The sequence below is a fragment of the Weissella paramesenteroides genome, from assembly GCF_036327715.1.
GTDB classification, from domain to species: Bacteria; Bacillota; Bacilli; order Lactobacillales; family Lactobacillaceae; genus Weissella; species Weissella paramesenteroides.
In genome coordinates, this window is the sequence record NZ_CP130559.1 from 284,381 (window position 1) to 309,268 (window position 24,888).

19 protein-coding genes, 3 tRNA genes and 1 riboswitch are annotated in these 24,888 nt (G+C 38.3%); of the genes, 18 read left to right on the forward strand and 4 right to left on the reverse strand.

The features are described 5' to 3' along the window. Positions 1-17: 17 nt before the first annotated feature. Together QRX23_RS01320 and QRX23_RS01325 are read right to left on the reverse strand one after the other, a co-directional pair. Positions 18-90 (reverse strand) — tRNA-Lys (locus tag QRX23_RS01320). Positions 91-200: 110 nt separating this feature from the next. Continuing rightward, positions 201-273: transfer RNA gene (locus tag QRX23_RS01325), tRNA-Lys, on the reverse strand. A gap of 135 nt (positions 274-408) precedes the next feature. Then, a riboswitch (purine riboswitch) is annotated at positions 409-511 on the forward strand. A gap of 77 nt (positions 512-588) precedes the next feature. Between QRX23_RS01325 and guaB the strand changes: the two genes are divergently transcribed. Beyond that, positions 589-1,740: an IMP dehydrogenase gene (guaB, locus tag QRX23_RS01330; protein WP_330155669.1), complete on the forward strand. Its 1,152-nt coding sequence runs from the start codon at positions 589-591 to the stop codon at positions 1,738-1,740. Then, positions 1,740-2,582 (forward strand): IMP dehydrogenase, encoded by an 843-nt coding sequence (locus QRX23_RS01335; protein ID WP_330155670.1) that lies wholly within the window; start codon positions 1,740-1,742, stop codon positions 2,580-2,582. Before guaB ends, QRX23_RS01335 begins: the two co-directional genes overlap by 1 nt. 74 nt (positions 2,583-2,656) lie before the next feature. Here the strand turns inward: QRX23_RS01335 and QRX23_RS01340 are convergent. Then, positions 2,657-2,729, reverse strand: a tRNA-Lys gene (locus QRX23_RS01340). A 252-nt stretch (positions 2,730-2,981) separates the two neighbouring features. On the opposite strand from QRX23_RS01340, the gene yycF reads away from it, so the two are divergent. The 6 genes from yycF (at position 2,982) to QRX23_RS01370 (ending at position 10,123) form a co-directional block, all read left to right on the forward strand. Next, on the forward strand, positions 2,982-3,686 hold the full coding sequence (yycF, locus tag QRX23_RS01345) for a response regulator YycF (RefSeq protein ID WP_002828720.1): 705 nt from the start codon (positions 2,982-2,984) through the stop codon (positions 3,684-3,686). Positions 3,687-3,763: 77 nt separating this feature from the next. Further along, positions 3,764-5,647 carry a cell wall metabolism sensor histidine kinase WalK gene (gene walK / locus QRX23_RS01350; protein ID WP_330155671.1) on the forward strand — a complete coding sequence of 628 codons (1,884 nt, stop codon included), beginning with the start codon at positions 3,764-3,766 and terminating at the stop codon, positions 5,645-5,647. Continuing rightward, positions 5,634-6,962 (forward strand): two-component system activity regulator YycH, encoded by a 1,329-nt coding sequence (gene yycH / locus QRX23_RS01355; protein ID WP_330155672.1) that lies wholly within the window; start codon positions 5,634-5,636, stop codon positions 6,960-6,962. Before walK ends, yycH begins: the two co-directional genes overlap by 14 nt. Further along, positions 6,963-7,784 carry a two-component system regulatory protein YycI gene (yycI, locus tag QRX23_RS01360; protein WP_330155673.1) on the forward strand — a complete coding sequence of 274 codons (822 nt, stop codon included), beginning with the start codon at positions 6,963-6,965 and terminating at the stop codon, positions 7,782-7,784. Positions 7,785-7,996: 212 nt separating this feature from the next. Then, positions 7,997-8,797, forward strand: coding sequence for an MBL fold metallo-hydrolase (locus tag QRX23_RS01365; RefSeq protein ID WP_002828716.1), 801 nt, complete (start codon positions 7,997-7,999; stop codon positions 8,795-8,797). Between the two features lie 108 nt (positions 8,798-8,905). Continuing rightward, complete coding sequence (locus tag QRX23_RS01370) at positions 8,906-10,123, forward strand: S1C family serine protease (RefSeq protein WP_330155674.1); 1,218 nt, start codon at positions 8,906-8,908, stop codon at positions 10,121-10,123. Positions 10,124-10,521: 398 nt separating this feature from the next. On the opposite strand, the gene QRX23_RS01375 is transcribed toward QRX23_RS01370, so the two are convergent. Further along, the gene (locus tag QRX23_RS01375; RefSeq protein WP_330155675.1) at positions 10,522-10,959 is read right to left on the reverse strand and encodes a DUF1934 domain-containing protein; all 438 of its coding nucleotides are present in this window, start codon (positions 10,957-10,959) and stop codon (positions 10,522-10,524) included. A 104-nt stretch (positions 10,960-11,063) separates the two neighbouring features. Between QRX23_RS01375 and QRX23_RS01380 the strand changes: the two genes are divergently transcribed. From QRX23_RS01380 to trpS, 10 genes are all read left to right on the forward strand, one after another. Continuing rightward, complete coding sequence (locus tag QRX23_RS01380) at positions 11,064-12,440, forward strand: HD domain-containing protein (RefSeq protein ID WP_330155676.1); 1,377 nt, start codon at positions 11,064-11,066, stop codon at positions 12,438-12,440. Positions 12,441-12,455: 15 nt separating this feature from the next. After that, a complete protein-coding gene (locus QRX23_RS01385; protein WP_330155677.1) occupies positions 12,456-13,292 on the forward strand; it encodes a Cof-type HAD-IIB family hydrolase in 837 nt (278 codons plus the stop codon). A 79-nt stretch (positions 13,293-13,371) separates the two neighbouring features. Next, on the forward strand, positions 13,372-13,965 hold the full coding sequence (rpoE, locus tag QRX23_RS01390) for a DNA-directed RNA polymerase subunit delta (protein WP_330155678.1): 594 nt from the start codon (positions 13,372-13,374) through the stop codon (positions 13,963-13,965). Between the two features lie 174 nt (positions 13,966-14,139). Further along, the gene (locus tag QRX23_RS01395) at positions 14,140-15,750 is read left to right on the forward strand and encodes a CTP synthase (RefSeq protein WP_330155679.1); all 1,611 of its coding nucleotides are present in this window, start codon (positions 14,140-14,142) and stop codon (positions 15,748-15,750) included. A gap of 386 nt (positions 15,751-16,136) precedes the next feature. Further along, entirely contained in the window at positions 16,137-17,399 is a 1,263-nt protein-coding gene (locus QRX23_RS01400) for a UDP-N-acetylglucosamine 1-carboxyvinyltransferase (protein WP_330155680.1), read from the forward strand. Between the two features lie 290 nt (positions 17,400-17,689). Continuing rightward, positions 17,690-19,228, forward strand: coding sequence for a DEAD/DEAH box helicase (locus QRX23_RS01405; RefSeq protein WP_002828707.1), 1,539 nt, complete (start codon positions 17,690-17,692; stop codon positions 19,226-19,228). A 249-nt stretch (positions 19,229-19,477) separates the two neighbouring features. Next, positions 19,478-20,998: an alanine racemase gene (gene alr / locus QRX23_RS01410; protein ID WP_330155681.1), complete on the forward strand. Its 1,521-nt coding sequence runs from the start codon at positions 19,478-19,480 to the stop codon at positions 20,996-20,998. Between the two features lie 10 nt (positions 20,999-21,008). Beyond that, positions 21,009-21,371, forward strand: a complete 363-nt coding sequence (locus tag QRX23_RS01415) for a type II toxin-antitoxin system PemK/MazF family toxin (protein WP_330155682.1) — start codon at positions 21,009-21,011, stop codon at positions 21,369-21,371. An 80-nt stretch (positions 21,372-21,451) separates the two neighbouring features. Further along, positions 21,452-23,737 (forward strand): RNA polymerase recycling motor HelD, encoded by a 2,286-nt coding sequence (gene helD, locus QRX23_RS01420; protein ID WP_330155683.1) that lies wholly within the window; start codon positions 21,452-21,454, stop codon positions 23,735-23,737. A 109-nt stretch (positions 23,738-23,846) separates the two neighbouring features. After that, positions 23,847-24,866: a tryptophan--tRNA ligase gene (gene trpS / locus QRX23_RS01425; protein ID WP_251939801.1), complete on the forward strand. Its 1,020-nt coding sequence runs from the start codon at positions 23,847-23,849 to the stop codon at positions 24,864-24,866. Positions 24,867-24,888 lie beyond the last annotated feature (22 nt).

Consider the following 24,888-nt stretch of genomic DNA (forward strand, 5'->3'; position numbering starts at 1 on the left):
ATTCTCTTTCAAAATAGTGGACAAGCAGGGGCTCGAACCCTGGACCCACGGATTAAGAGTCCGTTGCTCTACCAACTGAGCTACTTGTCCAAATTATTAAATTGTCTCGCAACAACAAATAATAATATATCATACAATAAGTATGTGTGCAAGCTTTTTTGAAAATAAAAAAGCTGATTCAAAATCAGCTTTCAAAGTAGTGGACAAGCAGGGGCTCGAACCCTGGACCCACGGATTAAGAGTCCGTTGCTCTACCAACTGAGCTACTTGTCCAAATTATTAATATTGTCTCACAACGACGAATATAAATATATCATATAAAAGGGATGATTGCAAGCTTTTTTGGTTTAAAAAAATTAAAAATAAGTACTTGCAATTTTTTAGAAGTCGAGTAGAATCAATTGATAAATAAATATGAACTACCTTGTAGATTTAATCGTTAGATAAATGGGCTAACAAGTCTCTACCGCCTACCCGATAATAGGCGACAATCCACAATTGATTAGTGAAACTGTCTGGTTAACTAGCATTTGTTGGATTCTATACAATCTTGCAAATGCTTTTTTTATACAAAAAAATGGAGGAAATATGGCTAATTATAGTATTGCAAATAAATTTGTACCAATGGGGTTAACTTTCGAAGATGTCGCGTTACCGGAAAATACTGTGGGTAACCAACAAGATAAAATATCTATGCAAACTATTCTTACGCCAACGTTGAAATTGAATCAACCGATTCTATCTGCTGCGATGGACACGGTCACAGAGTCTCCAATGGCAATTGCTTTGGCAAAATTTGGTGGTCTTGGTGTGATTCATAAAAACATGTTGATTGCAGACCAGGCAGCAGAAATCCGTTTCGTTAAATCTGCGAAGGTAGATCTGACGCTTGACCCAAATGCAGCAGTTGACGATCATGGACGTTTAATTGTTGCTGGTGCAGTAGGCGTTACATCAAATACGCTTGAACGTGTGCGAGCATTAGTCGCAGCTGGTGCGGATGCAATTGTCCTTGATTCGGCTCATGGACATTCCGAAGGCGTTTTACGTAAGATTCGTGAAGTTCGCGATGCCTTTCCTAAAATCAATATTATTGCTGGCAATATTGCGACAAAGGAAGGCGCTAGTGCCCTGTATGATGCGGGAGCAGATGTTGCTAAGGTTGGCATTGGTCCTGGATCAATTTGTACAACTCGTGTGGTTGCTGGTGTTGGTGTTCCCCAAATTTCAGCAATTGCTGCAGCAGCAGAAGCAGCAAAGGAATACAATAAGGCAATTATCGCTGACGGTGGTATTAAAACTTCAGCAGATATGTCAAAAGCTATTCTAGCTGGTGGTCATGCAGTTATGTTGGGATCAGTTCTTGCTGGAACATATGAAACACCTGGTGATGTATTGATTGACGAAGCTACTGGATTACGATTTAAGGCCTACAGAGGTATGGGTTCAATTGCAGCGATGCAAAATGGCTCAAAGGATCGCTATTTCCAAGGAGAAGTCAATGAAGCAAATAAAATGGTGCCAGAAGGTATCGAAGGTAAAACACCATATAAGGGAACGTTACTTGATGTTTTACGACCTGCATTAAATGACGTCGCTGAAAACTTAAATAAAGGTGGCTTTACTTCAATTCTACAAGCTGCTGAGAATGGACACTTGGTAGTAGCGACAGCCACACAAGATTATGCAAAAGTACCACAAAGTGTACGCATCATGCAAAACAAGGAGGAATTAGTATAATGTTTAGCCAAAATGGATTGGGACTTGATGAGGTATTGTTGGTACCAAGTGCTTCCAATGTATTACCAAATGAAATTGATATTAGTACACAGGTTGCTGAAAATATTACACTATCAATTCCGGTAATTGGCGCAACGGGATTTGCAACGGTGGCAAATGCGATTGATTTTGCAAAAGAAGGCACGTTGGCTATTCTGCCAGTTCAATTATCAACACCTGAAAATGTGACTAAAATTAAGCAATTAGATAATCACTATCTAGTTGGGGTATCAGTAGAGGCTACTGATACTGTAGAAGAATTAGTACAAGCAGGTGCTGATGTTGTACAAGTCCTACCGACTAATAATCAAGACTTTTTGGTAAAAAACATTAGTGAAATTAAATCTAACTTTAATTCAATACCAGTCTGGTTCGGACCAGTAGATGATTTGGAAATTGCTAAAAAAGCACTTGTTGCAGGTGCCGATACAATTATCGTTGATGGTGATTCAATAAATGCCATCGTGACAACTGTTATGGCTTTTGCTAAACAAGCTGCTGAGTTTAACAAAAATGTCATTCTTGGCTCAGGCATTCAATACAGTGGGGATGTGGTTAAAGCATTGGCTGCCGGTGCGGTTGCAACAATGATTGATGAAAAAATGATTACTGATGTTATTGCAGATAACATTTTTCAAATCAGTGGTGGTTTACGATCGGGTATGGGGTACACCGGTTCAGGTGATGTAGAAACACTACGTCAGCAAGCGCAATTTGTTCAAATTACTTCAGCAGGGTTAACTGAAAGTCATCCACATGATATTGAATTGATTAAGGATGCCCCAAATTATCATCACATTTAATTGATGACAGACGTAGATATCATTAATGAAAAAAGGCGTCAGAATTTTTTAATTCTGACGCCTTTTTAATATAGTGGACAAGCAGGGGCTCGAACCCTGGACCCACGGATTAAGAGTCCGTTGCTCTACCAACTGAGCTACTTGTCCAAATTGATTAAATTGTTTCGCAACAACGAATAATAATATACCACCAGTAAAAAAAGATTGCAAGCATTAAATTAAAATATCATATCGAATGAATTAATAGACCGTGTATAAATCACTTTTTTTAAAGTGATTTATACCTATATATAGTCGAGTGATCTTGTTTTTTAAATTTTTGATAAAGTTTTATTTTGGTAAAAGCTGCTTGCATGATATAATATCAATCAGAGACCCACCCTTGGGAGGAACATAGTGATGAGTAAAATATTGGTCGTAGATGACGAAAAGCCTATTTCAGATATTATAAAATTTAATTTAACTAAAGAAGGTTATGATGTCGCTGTGGCGATGGATGGTCGTGAAGCTTTGGATTTGTTTGAGAGTGAGGAACCAGACTTGGTTCTTCTAGATCAAATGTTACCTGAGGTTGAGGGAACTGAAGTATTGCGTCAAATTCGGACAAAATCTCAAACACCAGTTATCATGGTTACTGCAAAAGATTCGGAAATTGACAAAGTACTTGGTTTAGAAATGGGTGCGGATGATTACGTCACGAAACCATTTTCAAACCGTGAACTATTGGCGCGTATAAAGGCTAACTTGCGCCGTCAATCACCAGTGTCTGGACAATCAGGTCAAGTTGATGATAGTGGTGACATTAAAATTGGCGCACTGACTATCCATCCTGATGCTTACATGGTTTCTAAAAATGGACAAGATATCGAATTGACTCATCGTGAGTTTGAGTTATTGCACCACTTGTCAAAGCATATTGGACAAGTCATGACACGTGATGATTTATTACAAACGGTATGGGGTTATGATTATTTCGGGGATGTACGCACAGTTGATGTCACTGTACGACGCATCCGTGAAAAAATTGAAGAGACACCTAGTCATCCGCAAATTTTGATGACCCGTCGCGGTGTCGGATATTATCTGAAAGCTTCAGAAGAATAAATCATTAAATTGAAAGGCTAGTGCCTTGCCAAATGGCATGGTGCTAGTCTTTTTCGTAATTAAGAAAGGCAGTATTCATGCAAAGTAGTCGCAAAGGGCGCCGCTTTTTTTCATCTATTCACTTTAAAATTGCATTAGTATTTACGCTAACATTAATTGTTACTTTGGAATTAGTTGGTGCCTTTTTTGTGCGTCAATTAGAGCAACAAAGTTTATCATCTTTTCGTGATCAGATTGCTTTGCCGGCATACGTTGACGATTCCTTGACGCAACAATTGGCTAGTAGTAGTCATTCAAAGGTGAATCAAGATGTTCATATAATTTTAACGTCAACGAACAATGCTGCTATTTCAGAAATTCAAGTTTTTGATACGGCAGGAGTTCTACGTGGAACGAATGATGTTAATAACCAAGATAAAATTGGGCAAAAGACAACAGACTCAAATATCAAGGCAGCTATTAATGGTAATAAATATAGAAAAAATCCAATCGTTACGGTTAACAGTACGCGTTATCAATTAGTGGTTAAACCACTGGTTAATACGGTAGATGGAGAAAGCAATGTTGTGGGTGTGGTCGTTGTTCGAGCTAGTTTAGAGTCAGTCTATAATAATTTAACAAAGATATCATACATCTATTTTGCATCATTAGTTTTTGCGGTTGTTCTTGGTATTATTATGGCGATTTTTATCTCACGTAGTATTACACGACCAATTGCTGAAATTAGTGCAAGAACGGCTAAGATTGCACAAGGTGATTATTCTGGTGGTATTGTCGTTCGGACAAATGATGAAATTGGTAAGCTCGCACAAGATGTTAACGTGTTAGCAGAACGTATTGAAGAAACGACTAATTCAATGGATTTTGAACGTCGTCGGCTTGACTCTGTTTTGGAGCACATGACTGATGGTGTTATTGCAACGGATCGACGCGGTAATATTAACATTATAAATATTGCAGCTTTACGGATGACTGGGTTATCTGAAAATCAAGAGGCTAATGGTCGCTCAATTTTGGATATATTACGTATTGCAGATCAATATAGTTTACGTGATCTGTTAGATAATCGGCACGAGTTGTTATTAGATTTTAGTACAGATGAACATCCATTAATGATTCGGGCATATTTTAGCCTAATTGAACGCGCATCAGGATTTATTTCAGGATTGGTTATTGTTTTACATGACGTTACTGAACAGCAGCGAACTGAACGTGAACGTCGACAATTCGTTTCTAATGTGTCACATGAGTTACGTACACCGTTAACTTCTGTTAAATCATATGTGGATGCTTTGCAAGATGGTGCAGTAGAAGATCCAGAAGTTGCGCATAATTTCTTGCAAGTTGCTCAAGATGAGACCACACGTATGATTCATATGATAAATGATTTGTTAGAATTGTCACGTATGGATTCAGGTACCATGAAGCTGGAGAAAGAGTATATTAACATTGCGGCATTGTTCAATTATATTTTAGATCGTTTTGATATGATTATTGCCAATGACGATAAACCAGAAAAATATTACACAATTAAGCGCATGATTCCGCAATTACAAATCTGGGTCGAAATTGATACATCGAAGTTTACGCAGGTAATTGATAATATCATGAACAATGCCATTAAGTATTCGCCTGATGGTGGCGTTATTACAGCACGATTAGAAGATCGTGATAGTGAAGTGGTTTTGAGTATTACTGATCAAGGATTAGGTATTCCAAAGTCAAATATGAAGCAAATTTTTGATCGTTTCTTCCGTGTCGATAAGGCTCGTTCTAGAGCGCAAGGTGGTACAGGTCTTGGATTGGCTATCTCGAAAGAAATTATTGAGCGTTTTAATGGTCGTGTATGGGTAGAATCGACTGAAGGTGAAGGATCAACATTCTCGATTGCATTACCATATGAGCCATATAATGAGTTAGACGATGATTGGGATGATGGTGCATGGGATGAAGAAGAATAAGCAATGGCGTGTTAATATAAGATATTTCAGACAACGTTATGGTGTGATTATTGCGCTCATTATTGCGATATTAATTAGTATTTTTTTATCAATCCAATTATGGCGCAGTCCTGGTCAATCGATGAAACAACAAAAAATAACTAATGACACAACCCAAGAAAATGTTAGTGGGGAGAATTTAACAAGTGTTTATAGTATTTCCCAATTAGTATTTAACCAATCAGATAAAGAACTTAGCGTCATTGATTATCGCACGTTATATTCAAAAATTGTTGATCGTGTGAAAGAATGGGATATTGCTTATAAAACAAGTGATGTTTTAAAAAAGACAACTTACCTAAATTCACTTTCTCAAAAAAATACGATTGTGATGAGCTTTCCTGATGCTGTTTCTGGTAATATCATACAGTCCATTTTTGGTAAACGCATTAAGATAGCTGGTAATGCGACAATTAATCATGTGCAAATATCGCAAGATGATAGTAATAAGCTTTTCTTTTACGATGATCGTCATCATAAGAGGTATGCTTACCAGGTATCGAATGCACCGCAAACAGTTCAACATCTAAAGCCTAGCAAAAAAACGGCAACCGTGAACTACCAGTGGGTTGGCAAACATGTCATGGCAGCAACAACAACTTCAGTTAAATTACAAAGTTATAGTTATTTGCTAGATGTTGATAGCACGGTATCACGACTAACAAAACTCTTTTCAGATAGTGGTAAACGTGATGTGAACAATGGCCAGGAAATTTTAACATATTCTAACGGTGATAACCGTCGGATGGCACATAATGTCACGACAGGTTCAATTAATTATGATGCATATAATGTTAATCACAACGCAAATACACTTAATCAGCGGCAACACGAGGGTTATCGTTGGCTAGTTAATTTACACCAAAATTCGGATAATTTATACTACTTTGAAGAACGTGACCAGGGTCAAACGCTGACGTATCGTTTGTTTGTTAATGGATTGCCTATTTTTGGACAAACATCATATGGTTCGGTACAAATAAAGCAATTACCTAATAAACATGCAAGAATTGGTATGTCACAATATTCACTACGAGTACCATTGCCAACAGATCAAAAGAATCAAATTAATATCGAGCCAATGGCTAGTGCGATGGCAGATTTAGAAAGTGTTGGTGTATCGCGGAATGATATCGAACAAATGGCAATCGGCTATCGTTGGCAATTGGATCCAGACAATCAAATTGTTACCTTGGATCCGGGATGGTATTTTGAACAGAATCATGTCTGGCGATCGGTAACGGATCAGGTTAAAAGTGAGCAAGGAGGTCATTAAATGGATTTTAGAAAAGTCTTGGCGGCCTTCTTAGCGGTGTTCATCGCGCTAGATATCTTTTTGGGTGTTCAATGGGTGCGAGAATATCCATTTAGTGATAACCGCACAACAGATCAACAAATATTAGATGAAATGAGTGATGATGGCATTTCGTATGGTTCTTTAGTACAAAATCGTCATTCAGGTTCATATTTAGCTGGTAAAAATGGCAAACAAGTTCTGGTTGATAAACAAAATGAACTTAAGCCCGGCTGGGAAACGTCGTTCTCGGATAATCAATTTGTTGTTATTCCCCAAAAGCCTGTGCAATTAGGTGTGGATGAAGCGAGTGATGTGATGGATTTGGATAAATTTGTTGCAAAAGATAATCAAGTGATTATGGGAAATGAATATCAATATAGTAAAAAAATGACCCAAATCGCACGAGCTAAAGAGAACAAACATACGACATCGAAACTCTATGTTTTCGTGGAAAAAATTCCGGCAGATAATCATGCATTTGTTTCTGACCTTGCACAAATAGTATTTGAAGTTGATAGTAATCATCGACTACAAAAGTATGAACAACAATACGTCAATCAAACGCAATTCTTGCGTGATGATATGCAATTGATTTCTGAAAAACAAGCGTTGATTAATCTTTATCAATATAATGAATTGCCTGATAATAGTACGGTTAAACTATCAAAAATAGGTTATGCGCCACTAACAACGGTTAAAAAAGATATCATCTTTATCCCCGTCTGGCAGTTCTTAGTATCTACTAACAAAGACACAACTTTGATTACCGTTAATGCGATAAATGGTTCGATAATGAAATAAATATGTCATCACGTGGTAGAATATTACTTGTGGTGGCATCATAATGAATAGTGTATGAAACATTGAAGGCATTGAAATAAATAATGCTTGATGTGTCTCTTCCTTTTCGCGGTTGCCCACAATCTCGTAGCATTTTGAGATTGTGGGTTTCTGAATATATTTGACAGTAAATCTGGATCACAACACAAGTTTTAGTTGGTGAGGAGTTAGGAATGGCGAACGATTTTAAAGTATCAATGTTAGCATCTGGTAGTAAAGGTAATGTGACGTTTATTGAAACGCCACAACACAATGTACTAGTGGACGCAGGCTTATCTGGTAAAAAAATAGCTGGTTTAATGGCACAGATAGGACGGTCACTAACAGATGTGGATGCTTTGTTTGTGACCCATGAACATAGTGATCACATTGCAGGAGTTGGTGTTTTGGCTCGTAAATATGGGATGGATATTTATGCTAATCAAAAAACATGGACTGCAATGCAAAATAAAATTGGAAAAATCAATCCGGAACAGGTGCAATTGTTTGAACCAGGGCAAACGAAACTGATGGGGGATTTGGATATTGAGAGCTTTAGTGTGTCTCATGATGCAGCTGATCCGCAATTCTACGCCTTCCATCATGATAATAAAACATTTGCTATGTTAACAGATACTGGTTATGTCAATGATCGTATTATTGGCATGCTTAAAAATTCAGATGCCATTTTGATGGAAGCTAATCATGATTATGAAATGTTGCGAATGGGTAGTTATTCTTGGCCATTGAAGCAACGTATTTTAGGTGATCAAGGTCATTTATCTAATGAAGATGGCGCCCTGGCTTTGACACAAATTCTTGGTAATCGTACAAAACATGTCTATCTAGGACATTTGAGCCAAGAGAATAATCAAAAACCGCTTGCTCATTTAACTGTCCAATCCGTGTTGGAAGAACACGATTTTGGCGTTGATCATGATTTTGGACTATTAGATACGGATCCTGCGGTCGCTACGCAACTGATTCAAATTTAAGGACAATGATTCGCGGTTAAGGCGGTTTAAAGGGGACTATTTTAAAATTGTTTTTACATAGACAAATAAAAAATTAGAACACGAAAACATAAGATATGGGGCATAAATATGAAATTATCATCTGAATCAAAAATTGTGGTAATTGGTGTTGTCGCTGGACTAATCGGTGGGGGTGTTGCTGCTGGTGGTGTGACATATTTTTCACAGGATGATCAGTCATCTGTGACTACTAGTAAAACAACAGCGGTTAAAGTAAAAAATAATAATGTTAAGGGAACTTCCAGTGCAACAAAAGCCTTTAAGAAGGTTTCTGGGGCGGTTGTTTCGGTTATTAATTTGCAAAAACAACAGTCCTTACAATCGGGGATTTATGGGAGTACAACAGACAGTTCTTCAAGTAGTGATTCATCAGATCTTCAAACGGCATCAGAAGGTTCGGGTGTCATTTATAAAAAAGACAATGATACGGCCTATATTGTGACCAATAATCATGTTGTTGCGGATTCAAATGCCATTCAAGTTTTGTTGAGCGACGGAACAAAATTAACAGCGAAACTAGTAGGAACTGATGAACAAACTGATTTGGCTGTCTTGAAAGTATCATCAAGTAAAATTAATGAAGTTGCTGATTTTGCGGACTCTTCTAAGACAGAAGCCGGCCAATCAGTATTAGCGATTGGGTCGCCTTTAGGATCTGACTATGCAACGTCAGTAACGGAAGGAATCATTTCTGCTACAAAGCGACAAGTTGATGCGACCGATGAAAGCGGCAACTCTTTAGGAGAGGCCACTGTTCTACAGACTGATGCAGCGATAAATCCTGGTAATTCGGGTGGTCCATTAGTTAATTTAGCTGGACAGGTAGTGGGAATCAACTCAATGAAATTAGCATCTTCTGAAGATGGTACCTCTGTTGAAGGTATGGGTTTTGCTATCCCTTCAAATACAGTTGTAAGTATTATTAACGAACTTGAGAAGAACGGAAAAATCGAGCGTCCTGCATTAGGTGTTTCAATGGTCGATTTGAGTAATGTTTCTACGAGTGACCAAAGTAATGTCTTGCACTTACCATCTAGTGTATCGGGAGGTGTCGTAGTTGTTGATACTGAGGATAACTCGCCAGCAGCTAATGCTGGATTGACTCAGTATGACGTGATTACCAAAATTGATGGTAAGAGCGTATCAAACTCAGGTGATCTACGTGATGCGCTATATAAACATAAAATTGGTGATTCTGTACAGTTAACTTACTATCACAAAGGCAAAGAAAAAACTGTAACAGTCAAGTTGAATAAGTCGACCAGTTCATTAAGTAGTGCACAATAAGTTTACGAGAAAGAGACAAAAGCCTGAAGCGTGTTTATGCTATAAAAATTACAGGTTTATAATTAATACAGTTTTTAGTAGGAAGAGGTTGGGATATTTTTTGTTCTAACTTCTTTTTTGTAAATAAAAAGAAATATTTTAGTAACTTTTTTGAAATTATCATCGCTTATATTATATATATCCGCTTTTGTTAGTGGAATTCATTACTCCCCAAAGTATATGAAAAATTACATAGTTCCCCAAACTATGTATCCCCCCTTCGCTGGTTGCGATAGTAGCCGGCGGCGGACCATCGCTGCGTTCCCCCTCTTGCACGATGGTCTTTTTTTTATCTAAAAAGTCGTTTACAAAAGATGATTTGACTTACTGTCAATTCTTTTGTAAACGACTTTTGCTTTTTATTGTGGAATAGTTAGTGTGAGTTGATAATTTCCGATTGGTTCATGATTATTTAATAGCGTGTATGCAATAGCCAATTTACCATAAGGATGGTCATTAGTGATTTCGTTGGTTAGTTGATTAGTTCTAACAGTGATCGGAATGTTTCCCTGTGAGGTGATGTAATGTGACTGGAACTCTTGATCTGGCGAAAAATGTAACTGAACATCGGTGAAATCGTTGTGACGATGTAGTAATATATCGTCAATTTGTGATATTTTAAAAGTAACCGGCGTGGCAATCTCATATTGATGTTCCGTGTAGCGTAGGTACACTGCATTGGGTGTTAGTGTCAATGTACCTAACTCTTTAAAGTCGAATGCTTCAGTTTGGTCATCTTGTTTAATTTGTGTTGATAGGGAGATGGTTGTTGACCATGTTTTTCTTGTAGGTTGCATATAAAGCTCCTTAGAATATGATTGTTTCAGTCCATTATACAGGGTTTAATAGGGTATAATGTAGTAAAAATATGTATTATTCGTCAGAAATTAGAAAGGAAATCATGACGCAATTTATTAAAACAGGTTCAGAAAAAGTTTTTAGGGATCCTGTCCTGAATACGATTCGGGTAAAAGATCAGGTAATTCTTGAATTAATTGGGACGTCTGAATTTCAACGTCTGCGCCGAATAAAACAACTAGGTGTGGCGAGTGCAGTCTTTCATGGGGCGGAACATTCACGCTTTTCACACTCGCTTGGCGTTTATGAAATAGCTCGTCAATGCGCTGAACATTTAGAACGATTTTATCCCTCGCGTGAGCCAGGGGATGGCTTATGGGATGTTAGCGAACGGCTTGTATTACTCTGTGCAGCGTTATTGCATGATGTTGGTCATGGACCATATTCGCATACATTTGAACACATTTTTAATACGGATCATGAAGCCTATACACAAGCAATTATTTTATCGCCTAGTACTGAAATACATCAGGTGCTGGTAAAGGTATCGCCTGATTTTCCTGAAAAGGTTGCCAGCGTGATTGCAAAAACCTATCCTAATCCACAGGTTGTTCAATTGATTTCTAGTCAAATCGATGCAGATCGGATGGATTATTTATTACGTGATGCTTATTATTCGGGGGCAACGTATGGACAATTCGATCTTTCAAGAATTATTCATGTCATGCGACCATATGCTGGTGGTATTGCCTTTGATGAAAAAGGATCTTACGCAATTGAAGACTATGTTGTTTCGCGTTATCAAATGTATGTACAAGTTTATTTTCATCCTGTATCAAGGTCGTTTGAAGTGCTATTGCAGCATTTGTTGGAACGGGCAAAAGTTGTTTATGATGAAGGTCAAAAAGATTCACGTGTCAGTACGGCGTTTATTTCGCCGACCTTACAACCATTATTTGCGGGTAATTTAACTTTACAGCAATACGTGATGTTAGATGATTCATTGATGTTAGCGAATATCAGTGCTTGGCGCTATGCTGAGGATGCTATTTTGGCTGATTTAGCAACGCGGTTTATTGATCGTAAACCATTAAAATCAATTGTTATTACGAATGAGACGAAAAAATTATTGCCAACAATAAAGCAGTTGATTGATTCGGCAGGATTCGATACCAGGTATTATACAGCTGAGAATGATAGCTTTGACCTACCATATGATGCCTATAATCCTAGAGATAAGAAACCCCGAACACAAATTGAACTGATGCAATTAGATGGTTCGCTAAAAGAACTATCAACCCAAAGCCCTTTGGTTGAAGCAATGACTGGGCGAATTTTTGGTAACGCACGGTTCTTTTTCCCACGAGAAATGTTAGTACAGCATGCGGTCGATGATATTATGGCGCCAATATATAGTGATTTTCAACGTTATGTGCATAATGAAACGTTAGTTGATCCGGTAGATGCCGAATCGAAATAGGAGTAGTTTTAAATAATGGGAATTAAATTAATTACAATTGATATTGATGATACGCTCGTTAACTCTGAGAAGCAGATTACACCGCGTGTTAAACAAGCGCTGCAGACAGCTACAAACCAGGGTGTTAAAGTTGTCTTAGCGACAGGTCGCCCACTATCAGGTGTGCAAGACTATTTAACACAGTTACATTTAGCAAATCAGTCCGACCAATTTGCAATCACGTATAACGGTAGTGTTGTACAAACAACGGCAGGTGAACAGTTGGGTGGTCATGAACTGTCTTTAGCAGACTATAAAAAGTTTAAAGCAATTGCTGAAAAATATAATGCTTACATTCAGGTGGAGTCACTATCATATGCTATTACAGCAAACACAATGGTAAATCGATTTGCTAATGGTGAAAATAATATGGTGAGGATGCCATTGAAATTTCAACCGGTATCAGATATGACGACAGATGAACATTACGTTAAATTTATGTTCATTGACGAAGCTGAAAAAATTGATGAACTTGCTGAGCATATGCCACAAGAGCTGAAAGATGAGTATTATATCGTAAAGTCAACGCCTAATTTCTTAGAAGTTATGCATAAGCAATCTACTAAGGGAAATGGTTTGCAGCTATTGGCTGATAAATTAGGCATTGACATGAGTGAGACGATGGCGTTAGGTGATCAACATAATGATTTAACAATGATTGCAGCGTCAGGGATTGGCGTAGCAATGGCTAATGCTGTACCTGAGGTAAAGGCAACAGCGGATGTGATGACAACTTCACAAAATGAAGATGGGGTTGGATTAGCCGTTGAAAAATGGGTTTTGTATCAATCTGTGCCAGAATTAGAAAATTAAAATGAAAAGTATTTGCCGAAATGACAGAAATATTGTAATATTAGACATTGAGTAAGACCGCGAAAGGACGTGCAGTGATTTGGCATTAACACAATTTGACGGCCAAAATAAGGATGAGCTTTCAATGATTGAAGTTGCTCGTGCAATTTTGTCTGACCGTCATGAAACCATGGGATTTAATGACTTGTTGAATGAAGTGCAAGCATTCACCGGTAAGTCGGATGAAGAAATTCGTACGCGCTTATCACAATTTTATACTGATTTGAATATTGACGGTTCATTCATTTCATTGGGTGATACAATGTGGGGACTGCGTTCGTGGTACCCAATTGACTCAATTGATGAAGCTGTTCACATGGATCTGGAAGAAGAAGTTGAAGGTAAGCCTAAGAAGAAGAAGCGTAAGAAGATTAACGCATTCTTGGCTGATGTTGATGACGATGATGATGTCATTGACTACAACGATGATGATCCTGAAGATGATGACTTTGATGTTGAAGATACCGACGATGATGACAGTGCTGATGATATCGATGACGATGATGACGACGACGATACGAGTGCTGATGATGATTTTGATCATGATGAGGTTTCTGGTGGTCTTGGTGAAGAGATTAGTGGCATCAAGACTGACGTAGATGATGACTACGGTTCTGGTGATATCGAACATTAAGCATCAATTAATTAATTGACAAATATGGGAATTTCATGTATTATTAAATTCCGGGCTCTTGTATTAAATTACAAGGCGTAATCAAAGTTGATTAATGCTCCCAACGCTACTATAAGCATTGGGAGTTTTTTATTTTTTATTGGCATTGGCACAGAACTCGGAGGATATATTTATATGACGGCTAAATACATCTTTGTTACTGGTGGTGTGGTTTCATCATTAGGAAAAGGTATTGTTGCAGCTTCACTAGGACGGTTATTAAAGAATCGTGGTTTCAAAATTGCGGTACAAAAATTTGATCCCTACATCAACATTGATCCAGGGACAATGTCACCATACCAACACGGTGAAACGTTTGTTACTGAGGATGGTTTGGAAACAGATTTAGATTTGGGACATTATGAACGATTCATTGATATTGACCTAAATAAATATTCAAACGTTACATCTGGACGTGTGTATTCAGAAGTTCTTGCAAAGGAACGTCGTGGTGATTATGATGGGGCAACAGTTCAAGTTATTCCACATATTACGAATGCACTGAAAGAAAAAATGATGCGTGCAGCTGAAACGAAGAATGCAGACATTGTTATTACCGAAGTTGGTGGAACGGTTGGTGACATTGAGTCATTGCCTTTCATTGAAGCTTTACGTCAAATGAAGCGGGAAGTAGGTCCTGAAAATGTGGCTTACATTCATACGTCATTGATTCCATATTTGCGTGCTGCAGGTGAGATGAAAACAAAGCCTACGCAACATTCAGTTGCTGAATTACGTTCATTAGGAATTCAACCTGACATGTTAGTTGTTCGTACCGAACAACATATTACGCAAAGTATGCGTGATAAGCTAGCATTATTTACTGATGTGGCCCCTGAAGCGGTCATCGAATCATTAGACGTTGATATTTTGTATGAAGTTGTCTTGAACATGCAAAAGCAGGGGATGGATGATGTGATCTTGAAGCGTTTGGGACTTTCTGCACCAGCTGCGGATCTAACGGAATGGCGTGCCATGATTGATAAGATTCGTAATCTTAAGAAGAAAATCAAGATTACGCTTATTGGTAAGTATGCCGACCTACAAGATGCCTATATTTCAGTGAATGAAGCCTTGCGTGCAGGTGGCTATGCAGTAGATGCTGACGTTGATATCAATGCAGTAAATTCTGAAAAAGTAACGGCAGAAAATGTTGCAGAAATTCTTGCTGATGCTGATGGTGTCATTGTTCCTGGTGGATTTGGTTCACGAGGAACCGAAGGTAAAATTGCTGCTATTCAGTATGCCCGTGAAAACAACTTACCATTCCTTGGGGTTTGCTTGGGTATGCAATTAGCGACAGTAGAATTCGCACGTCACGTCTTAGGGCATGCTAATGCTAACTCTATTGAGTTGGACGAAAATACAGATACACCAGTTATTGCCTTAATGAATGATCAGAAGGAAATTACAAACCGTGGTGGTACCATGCGTTTGGGATTGTATCCAGCTTCATTGAAGGAAGGCAGCTTGACGCAAAAGTTGTATGGTGGTCAATCAGAAATTCAAGGTCGTCACCGTCACCGTTACGAATTCAATACGACATACCGTCAAGAATTTGAAGATGCTGGTATGGTCTTTGCGGGTACTTCACCAGATCAAAGTTTGATGGAAATTGTTGAAATACCTACTAACGATTTCTTTGTGGCAGCGCAATATCATCCAGAGTTAACGTCACGACCAAATCGTCCAGAACCATTGTATGCTGGATTTGTTAAAGCTGCTTTGGCACATAAAGAAAAATAATTTAAAAAAGTGTTGGGTAAAATAAATTTTGAATTCAAACGTTAAATAAGGATTCAATCTTTTTGGACACGTAAAAAATGATTGATAAATTTAATTATCAGTCATTTTTTTAGGTTATTATAGTATTCAGTTGTTATAATAGTTTGTATAGTTATTTTTGAATATTTTATTACTTTTTTGTGTTTGTTTTTTGTAAAAAGATAAATAAACGACATCTTCTTGTAATTTAATTGTAACTACTGTAAACTTATTTAAGTATATTGTTAGCAATGGTATCTGACCATTATTGTTTGGCGATAGTCGAATGATTAATAACAATGAAAAATTTTGAATGAATGGACCTTAATGAAGGATGATAGAGTAGTAACTCTAAAAGGATTGATAAAATGAAGAAGTTGGTAATCCATGGTGGACGACGGCTCAGTGGTGAAGTAACCATTGGTGGCGCAAAAAATTCTACTGTTGCGCTAATTCCTGCAGCAATTTTAGCTGAAACACCGGTGAAATTTGATAGTGTACCCGATATCTTAGATGTTTATAATTTGCAGGCGATTTTGAATTCGATGAATGTCACCTCTACATTTAGAGGTGGCGAATTGATGATTGACCCAACCAACATCGTTGAGTCTGAGCTACCATCAACAGCAATTAAGTCATTAAGAGCCTCTTATTATTTTATGGGATCTTTATTAGGTCGCTTTGGACGAGCAACCGTGACATTCCCAGGTGGTGATAATATTGGACCGCGCCCAATTGACCAACATATCAAAGGTTTTGAGGCTTTGGGAGCCACTGTTCATGAAGAAAATGACACCGTATATATTAATGCAGAAAATGGGTTAAAAGCAGCTCGTATTTTCTTGGATGTTGTTTCGGTGGGAGCCACAATGAATATTATTATGGCAGCTGTTCATGCTGAAGGAACAACAGTTCTGGAGAATGCTGCTCGTGAGCCAGAAATTATTGATTTAGCAACCTTTTTGAATAATATGGGTGCCCAAATTCGTGGTGCTGGAACTGATGTTATTCGTATTACTGGTGTAAAAAAGTTAGAATCTAAAAATACGCATACGATTATTCCAGATCGTATTGAAGCTGGTACATATCTTGCCTTGGCAGCTGCACAGGGAGATGGTGTGCTGGTTAAAAATGTGATTCCAGAACATTTAGAATCATTTACAGCCAAATTATTAGAAATGGGTGTTGATTTAGAAGTACGTGAAGATAGTATTTATGTACCAAAGTCAGTTAATTTGCAGCCAATTCATATTAAGACGGCGCCGTTCCCTGGCTTTGCAACTGATTTGCAGCAACCAGTTACGCCGCTTTTGACTTTGGCTAATGGTACGAGTGTCATCCAAGAGACGATTTATCCTGAACGGACACGTCATATACCAGAGCTTCAGAAGCTTGGTGTTGATATATCGAATGATGTCTATGGACAAATTAATGTGACACAATCAAGCAATTTTCACGGGGCACGAGTGTCTGCTGCTGAGATCCGCGCAGGGGCCTCATTGGTTGCAACTGGATTGATGGCGGATGGTATAACTGAAGTTATTAATGCTGAACATGTTTTACGTGGTTATGACCATATTGTTCATAAATTAACGATGCTAAATGCTGACATTCAGATTGAAGAGGAATAGACAAATTTAGAATGTGAAAAATAAGATGTTGTGCAAAATTTGGACGGTAGTCTGATGAAAGCGCACACATTTATTTTTTGCATTTTTTTTGCAAATACTTAAAAAAAGCCAGCCTTAATGGTTGCTAATTACTTATTATCAGGATAAACTAGATAAGTTACGAAAATAAAGGACGATTACTAATGATAAACGCAGTATGGACGCCGGATTGTGTCTAGTTTGTTATTATGTTGATAAGTTCGCGATATTGAAGAACGATTGTTGCGGCAATCGTTACCGGAGGAAAAATTTTGAAGTTTTCAGAGTTAGGTCTTACGCAAGACCTGTTAACGGCCATCGAAAAGCATGGCTATGTAGAAGCAACGCCAATCCAGGAAAAGACAATTCCTTTGACTATGGCTGGTAAAGACGTTATTGGTCAAGCACAAACAGGAACTGGAAAAACAGCAGCGTTTGGATTGCCAATCTTAGAAATGATTGACAATGAAAATAAGGATGTGCAAGCATTGGTTGTTTCACCAACCCGTGAATTAGCCATTCAAACACAAGACGAATTATTTAAATTAGGACGTGATAAGCATGTTCGTGTACAAGCCGTTTTTGGTGGTGCAGATATTCGTCGTCAAATTAACGGATTAAACCACGGTGCTCATATTGTTGTTGGAACACCTGGACGTTTGATTGACCACATTCGTCGTGGCACAATCAATTTATCACATGTTAAGACATTAGTTTTGGACGAAGCTGATGAAATGTTGAACATGGGATTCTTAGAAGATATTGAGTCAATTTTGAAGGCTGTGCCTGATGAACGTCAAACGTTGCTATTTTCAGCAACAATGCCACCAGCAATTAAGCGAATTGGTGTGCAATTTATGACAAATCCTGAGCACATCCAAATTGCAGCTAAGGAATTAACAACTGACTTGGTTGATCAATATTACGTTCGTGTACGTGATTTTGAAAAATTTGATGTCCTAACACGTATTTTGGATGTTCAACAACCAGAATTAGCAATCATGTTCGGTCGTACAAAGCGTCGTGTTGATGAATTGACTCGTGGATTAACATTGCGTGGCTTCAAGGCCGCTGGTATTCACGGTGATTTGACACAACAGAAACGTACTCAAGTATTGAAGCAGTTTAAGAATCGTGAAATTAAGATTTTGGTTGCGACTGATGTTGCGGCTCGTGGACTAGATATCTCAGGGGTCACATACGTTTACAACTTTGATATTCCACAAGATTCAGAATCATATGTTCACCGTATTGGCCGTACTGGACGTGCCGGTGCACACGGTAATTCTGTAACCTTTGTAAGTAATTCAGAAATGGATTACTTAAAGGATATTGAGAAACTAACTAAGAAGCGCATGCAACCATTGAAGCCTTATACTCGTGAAGAGGCTTTGGCTGGTCGTATGAGTGTTGCAACTGATTCAATTTCAGATATTGTTAAGGCCACTGCTGGTGTTGCGAATTCAGAGCAAGTTGACCAATTGGTTGAACAATATGATGCAAAGGCATTAGCAGCTGCCTTATTAGGTGCTGTTGCTAACGTTGAGCAGATGGACGCTGAATTTAAGTTATCACATGAACGTCCATTACCACACAAGCATGGTAATTTCGGTGGCTCACGTCGTGGTGGTGGTTACCGTGGCCGTCGTGATGGTTCACGTAATGGTGGTTATCGTGGTAACCGTGGTCAACGCGAGCGACGTTCATACGATCGTGGTTCACGTACTGGATCAGGTGATCGTTCACAACGTGGACATTCAGGTGCACCACGTCGTCAATCACGTAATTTTGTGATTAAAAATAACGATTAATTAGGTATTAACGGCTTATTAGTCCGAAATGAATAATCGTGCCATTGTTGTTTCATCAAGGCATCAGTCTTGTGTAACATTTCTAAGAGGCATCAATCTACCAACTTCAATTGGTAGATTGATGCCTCTTTTGATATATTAGGTGATTTATAGCGTCATCTCGTTTTTGTATTTATTAAATAAAAAAATAGTCAAACATTGATGGGTTATAGAGGGTATAATGAATATAATATTTTGGGAGGTATGTACATGATTGTTGGACATGGAATTGATGCGCAGATTATTAGTCAGGTTAGTGCGGTTGCTGAACGACGTCCTGGCTTTGTAGATGTTATTCTGACGCCAGCAGAGCGTGCTGTTTATGATGCAAGAAAAGGCAAGCATCGCCAAGAATTTTTAGCAGGCAGGTTCTCAATAAAAGAAGCCTATAGTAAAGCAATCGGGACAGGTATTGGTTCACAAGCACATTGGCAAGATATTGAGATTTTACCTAATGACTCTGGCCAACCAATAATGGTCAAGCATCCTAAGCAGGACCAAGTTAATGTACATATTTCTATATCACATACAGGTGATACTGTTCATAGTTCTGTTATTTTAGAGGAAATGTCCGCATCCTCAACTAAGATAAGCAATCAACAGGATATCGCTAGTCAGGCGATTATTAGTACCAGACGACCTGCTTGGATCGAAATTTCAGAAAATGCGATCCAAAAAAATATTGCTGTGATTCGTGAATTAACAGGTGCACACCATTTCATTGCAATTGTTAAAGCAAATGCCTATGGCCATGGCATGGCACAAGTTTTAACGGCTGCTAAACATGCCAATGTTGATGGGTTTGGCGTGGCAACCATTGATGAGGGAATTTGGTTACGCCAATATGGCATATTGGAACCAATTTTTATATTAGGTGTAACACCTGTTACGTATGTTGATGATCTGGTGAAATATCAGTTAATACCAGTGGTAACGAGTGAAGCATGGCTAAACGCTGCAGTTAATAAATTATCGTCTCAAGCATCATTAGTTATTTCTATTGGTGTTGATACTGGTATGGGAAGAATCGGTATTCGTCAACATGACGAATTACAACGAGTTGTTGAAAAAATTAATCAGACTGATCAATTAATTCTTAAAGGAATTGGCATGCACTTTGCTACAGCTGATGAAAAAGATGAAGCCTATTATCAAAAACAAGTTCAGACTTGGCATGAGCTTGTTGATGATTTGCCATTGCCTCAGAATATCTGGTATCATTTAGCAAATTCAGCGACAGCATTATGGCATGAGCAACCAAGCCGAGATGCGATTCGGGTTGGTGCTGCGATGTATGGCTTTAATCCTTCTGGTAAGGAAATGAAGGCAAGTCAGTTGACACCAGTATTGACGTTGAAAGCGGAACTTGTTCATGTAAAGCAAGCAGAAGCTGGTGCGTCTATTTCCTATGGTGCAACGTATCAAACTAAGCAATCAGAGTGGATTGGTACACTGCCGCTTGGTTATGCAGATGGCTATGCACGCCAATTACAGGGTATGTATGGCTTGCTACCGGATGGTCGTCATGTTGAAATAATTGGACGTATCGCGATGGATCAATTAATGGTACGCTTACCAGAAGAAATGCCAATCGGTACAGTTATTACCTTGATTGGTAAGGCTGGTGACGAAGAAATTACATTGGTAGATTTAGCTGAGCGTTTAAATACGATTCCTTATGAAATTGCGACAAGCTTATCAACACGCTTGCCACGAAAATTAGTAAAGTAAAGAGAGATATATGGCTATTAAAAAGGATATTAAACGTGGTGATATTTTTTTTGCTGATTTATCACCCGTGGTTGGATCAGAACAAGGTGGTCAACGTCCAGTTGTTATTGTGCAAAATAATGTTGGCAATCAACACTCACCGACTGTGATTGTGGCGCCAATTACTGCTAAAATAGCAAAACCCAAGTTGCCAACGCACGTCGGTTTACCAGCGGAATCTGTGGATACAGGAATTGGTAAAGATTCGGTTATTTTGTTGGAACAGATTAGAACGCTGGATAAACATCGTCTACAGGATAAAATTGGGACAGTGCCAGCAGAATTAGTTGTTAAAATAGATCAAGCACTATTTATCAGCCTTGGCTTAGTATAAATAATTTGTGGGTGGATAAAACTTAATGGTTTTAGCCGCCTGTTTTTATGAGTAAAATTTGTTAAAAGGGAGGGGAGAACATGCATCAAGAACAAGCTGCTGAACAAAAAAGATTAGATACAGTCGTACAAAAAATAGATCAACAATTGTTAGAAGCAAGGGAAGCATATGCAAAGGCCCACTCTGAAACTCGAGCTGTTGAAAGTAACTATATTGCCAATACGTCTATTAATACCGTTGAAATTGATGATGCGATGGAGACAAATGCTGAGATTCAGCAACAGCGAAATATTGTGGCTCGTGTTACGGAAACCGAGAATATTATGGCGAAGACAGTTGATACATTAACATTGTTACGACCAAATCCATATTTTGGACGCGTAGATATTGTCGAAGATAATTTGCCAGAAACGCTCTATATTGGCTTAGCATCTCTTCAAGATGATCAGGGAGATTTTTTAATTTATGATTGGCGAGCACCAATTAGTGGTGTTTATTATAATGGTACGCTGGGAAAAGTTAGTTATTCGACACCAAATGGCGAACAGATTGTTGATTTAAAAAAGAAAAGGCAATTTGTTATCAGTGATGCTAAGATTACGAATATGTTTGATACTAACGAAACTGTTGGCGATGAAATGTTGCAATTTGCCTTGGGACAACAAAATGATGAAGTTATGCGTAATATCGTGGCAACTATTCAAAAGGAACAGAATCAAATTATTCGTGACACAACAAGTGATTTACTCGTCGTACAAGGTGTTGCAGGTTCTGGTAAAACATCAGCAATTTTACAAAGAATTGCCTTTTTGCTTTTTCACGCACGGGAAGCACTTAATTCTGATCAAATCGTGCTTTTTTCACCAAATCGCCTTTTTTCTAGTTATATCGCAGATGTTTTACCATCATTGGGTGAACGCAATATGCGTCAGGTAACATTAGCTGAGTTTTTTAGTGCTCGGTTGCAGGGACTAACTGTACAGACATTATTTGATCGTTATGAGCAAGAACAGCAGGTGATTGGACAGGCTAGTCAAAATATTCGCGAGGTACTTGAGAGCGCCGATATTGTAAAATTTATCCAAAGTTATGTTGACCAAATCCGAACGGATGATCTGCATTTCGTTGATATTTACTATGAAGATAAAGTTTTCTTTAGTGCGGAAGAATTGGCTAATTATATGTCAACTTTATCTGTAAATTATTCAATGCGTGAACGTGTTGACATGGTACAAAAACATTTCCTACAAGTTTTGACTGACCGAATTGATCGTCTGCAAGATGCGGACTGGGTATTTGAAGAATTAGACAATTTGACAGATCAAGAGTATCAAGAGTTGCTTGGTGATGAAGATATTGAGGAAACAATGGCCACAGAAAATGTTGATGATGTTATTTCATTGGTGGCGAAACGGTATTTAACGAAACATTGGCAGGTTATTGATGATGCCTTATATAACAGTTTCTTTCTTGATATCTATGAACAATATGTGGCATTTTTGACCTATATGGGTGAGCAGGATACTGATCATCGTGAGTGGTGGACAATAAAACTGGATCGATTTGCAAGACAATTAGAATACCATCGCATTGATTTAGAGGATGCCGCACCATTGCTATTTTTGCGGGATGCCTTGACCGGTGGTGGCACAAATCAGGCAATGTCATATGTATTTGTGGATGAAATGCAGGATTATGCACTCTCACAATTATTGTATCTAAAACATGCTTTTCCACGGGCAAAATTTACGGTGTTAGGTGATTCTGAACAGGCTTTGTTTCGTGCTGTTGAGACGCCACAAGCGTTACTCGATAAATATGCACAAGCATTTGTTGCCAAGCGTCCAACCTTGATTAAACTGAATAAGGCGTACCGCTCAACGCAAGAAATTATGAATTTTGCTAAGGCGTTACTGCCAGATGGTGAGGACATTATGACTTTTACAAGACATGGTGAGAAACCACACCTTATTCAAACAACTACTAAGGATGTTAGTGCGGTTTTGACAAATGAAGTGACCCGATTACGGCAAAAATTTCAAACAGTTGCCATATTAACTAAAACAGCGACACAATCTATAAAAGTAGTTGATGCTTTACGCAATTATCCAGAAACAGTACAATTGCTACATGCAACGGATCGGTCGCGGATGGCTAACGTCTTAGTTATGCCGATTTATTTGGCCAAAGGTTTGGAGTTTGACGCTGTTATTGGTTATGACGTGTCACAGGGGAATTATCCAGATGACCAGGCGACAGGATTGTTATATACACTAGCATCACGCGCGATGCACGCCCTTAGTTTAGTCAGCGTTGGACGTGTTTCGGGGTTAATTACTCGGGTGAACGACACCCTTGAAAAATAAACAATTGTATAATAACTTACTAAGCGCTTGTTATCGTCCCAAAAAACTTTTACAATTGATTTTGACGAATTTGATTTTGTGATATGGTCACAATAGAAAGAAGAAAAATATGACTGAAAAGAAAGTTTTGTTAACTGGTGATCGCCCAACCGGTAAACTACATATTGGGCATTATGTTGGTTCATTGAAAAACCGTGTTGACATGCAAAACTCTGGCCAATATGATCCTTACATTATGGTAGCTGATAAACAAGCATTTACCGATAATGCACGAAATCCTGAAAAAATTCAAAACTCTCTTTTGGAAGTTGTTTTGGACTATTTAGCGGTTGGAATTGATCCAGCGAAGACAACAATTTTTGTGCAATCTGCTGTACCAGAGTTATCTGAATTAACCGAATACTTTTTAAATTTGGTGTCAGTAGCACGTGTACAACGTAATCCGACTGTTAAGGCGGAGATTCAGCAAAAAGGATTTGGAGAAAGTATTCCTACTGGCTTCTTTATTTATCCAGTTTCACAAGCCGCTGATATTGCCTTATTTAAGGGACAAGTCGTGCCAGTTGGGGATGATCAAAAGCCAATGCTGGAACAGACACGTGAGTTAGTTCGCACATTTAACCGATATTATAATACCGACATTTTGGTAGAACCAGAAGGGATTTTTCCACCGGAAGGACAGGGGCGTATCCCAGGTCTAGATGGTAATGCGAAAATGTCAAAGTCTTTGGGAAACGCTATTTATTTAAGTGATGATGAAGATACACTTTGGGCTAAAGTAAAGTCAATGTATACCGATCCAACTCATATACGTTTGGCAGATCCAGGCCATGTTGAAGGAAATATGGTATTTACTTATCTTGATATTTTTGACGAAGATAAGGCGTATGTCGCTGATCTGAAGGCACAATATGAAGCTGGTGGATTAGGTGATATGAAGATTAAAAAATATTTGTTTGAAGTATTGAACAAAGAGTTAGCACCAATTCGGGAACGTCGTGCACAATTTGCAGCAGATAAAGCAGCTGTTTTGGATATTGTGAAGACGGGATCTGAAAAAGCCCGTATTGTTGGTCAACAGACTATGGCAGAGGTTCGCCATGCAATGGGAGTTGATTACTGGGGTTAATGATTAATTGATACCTTGAAGG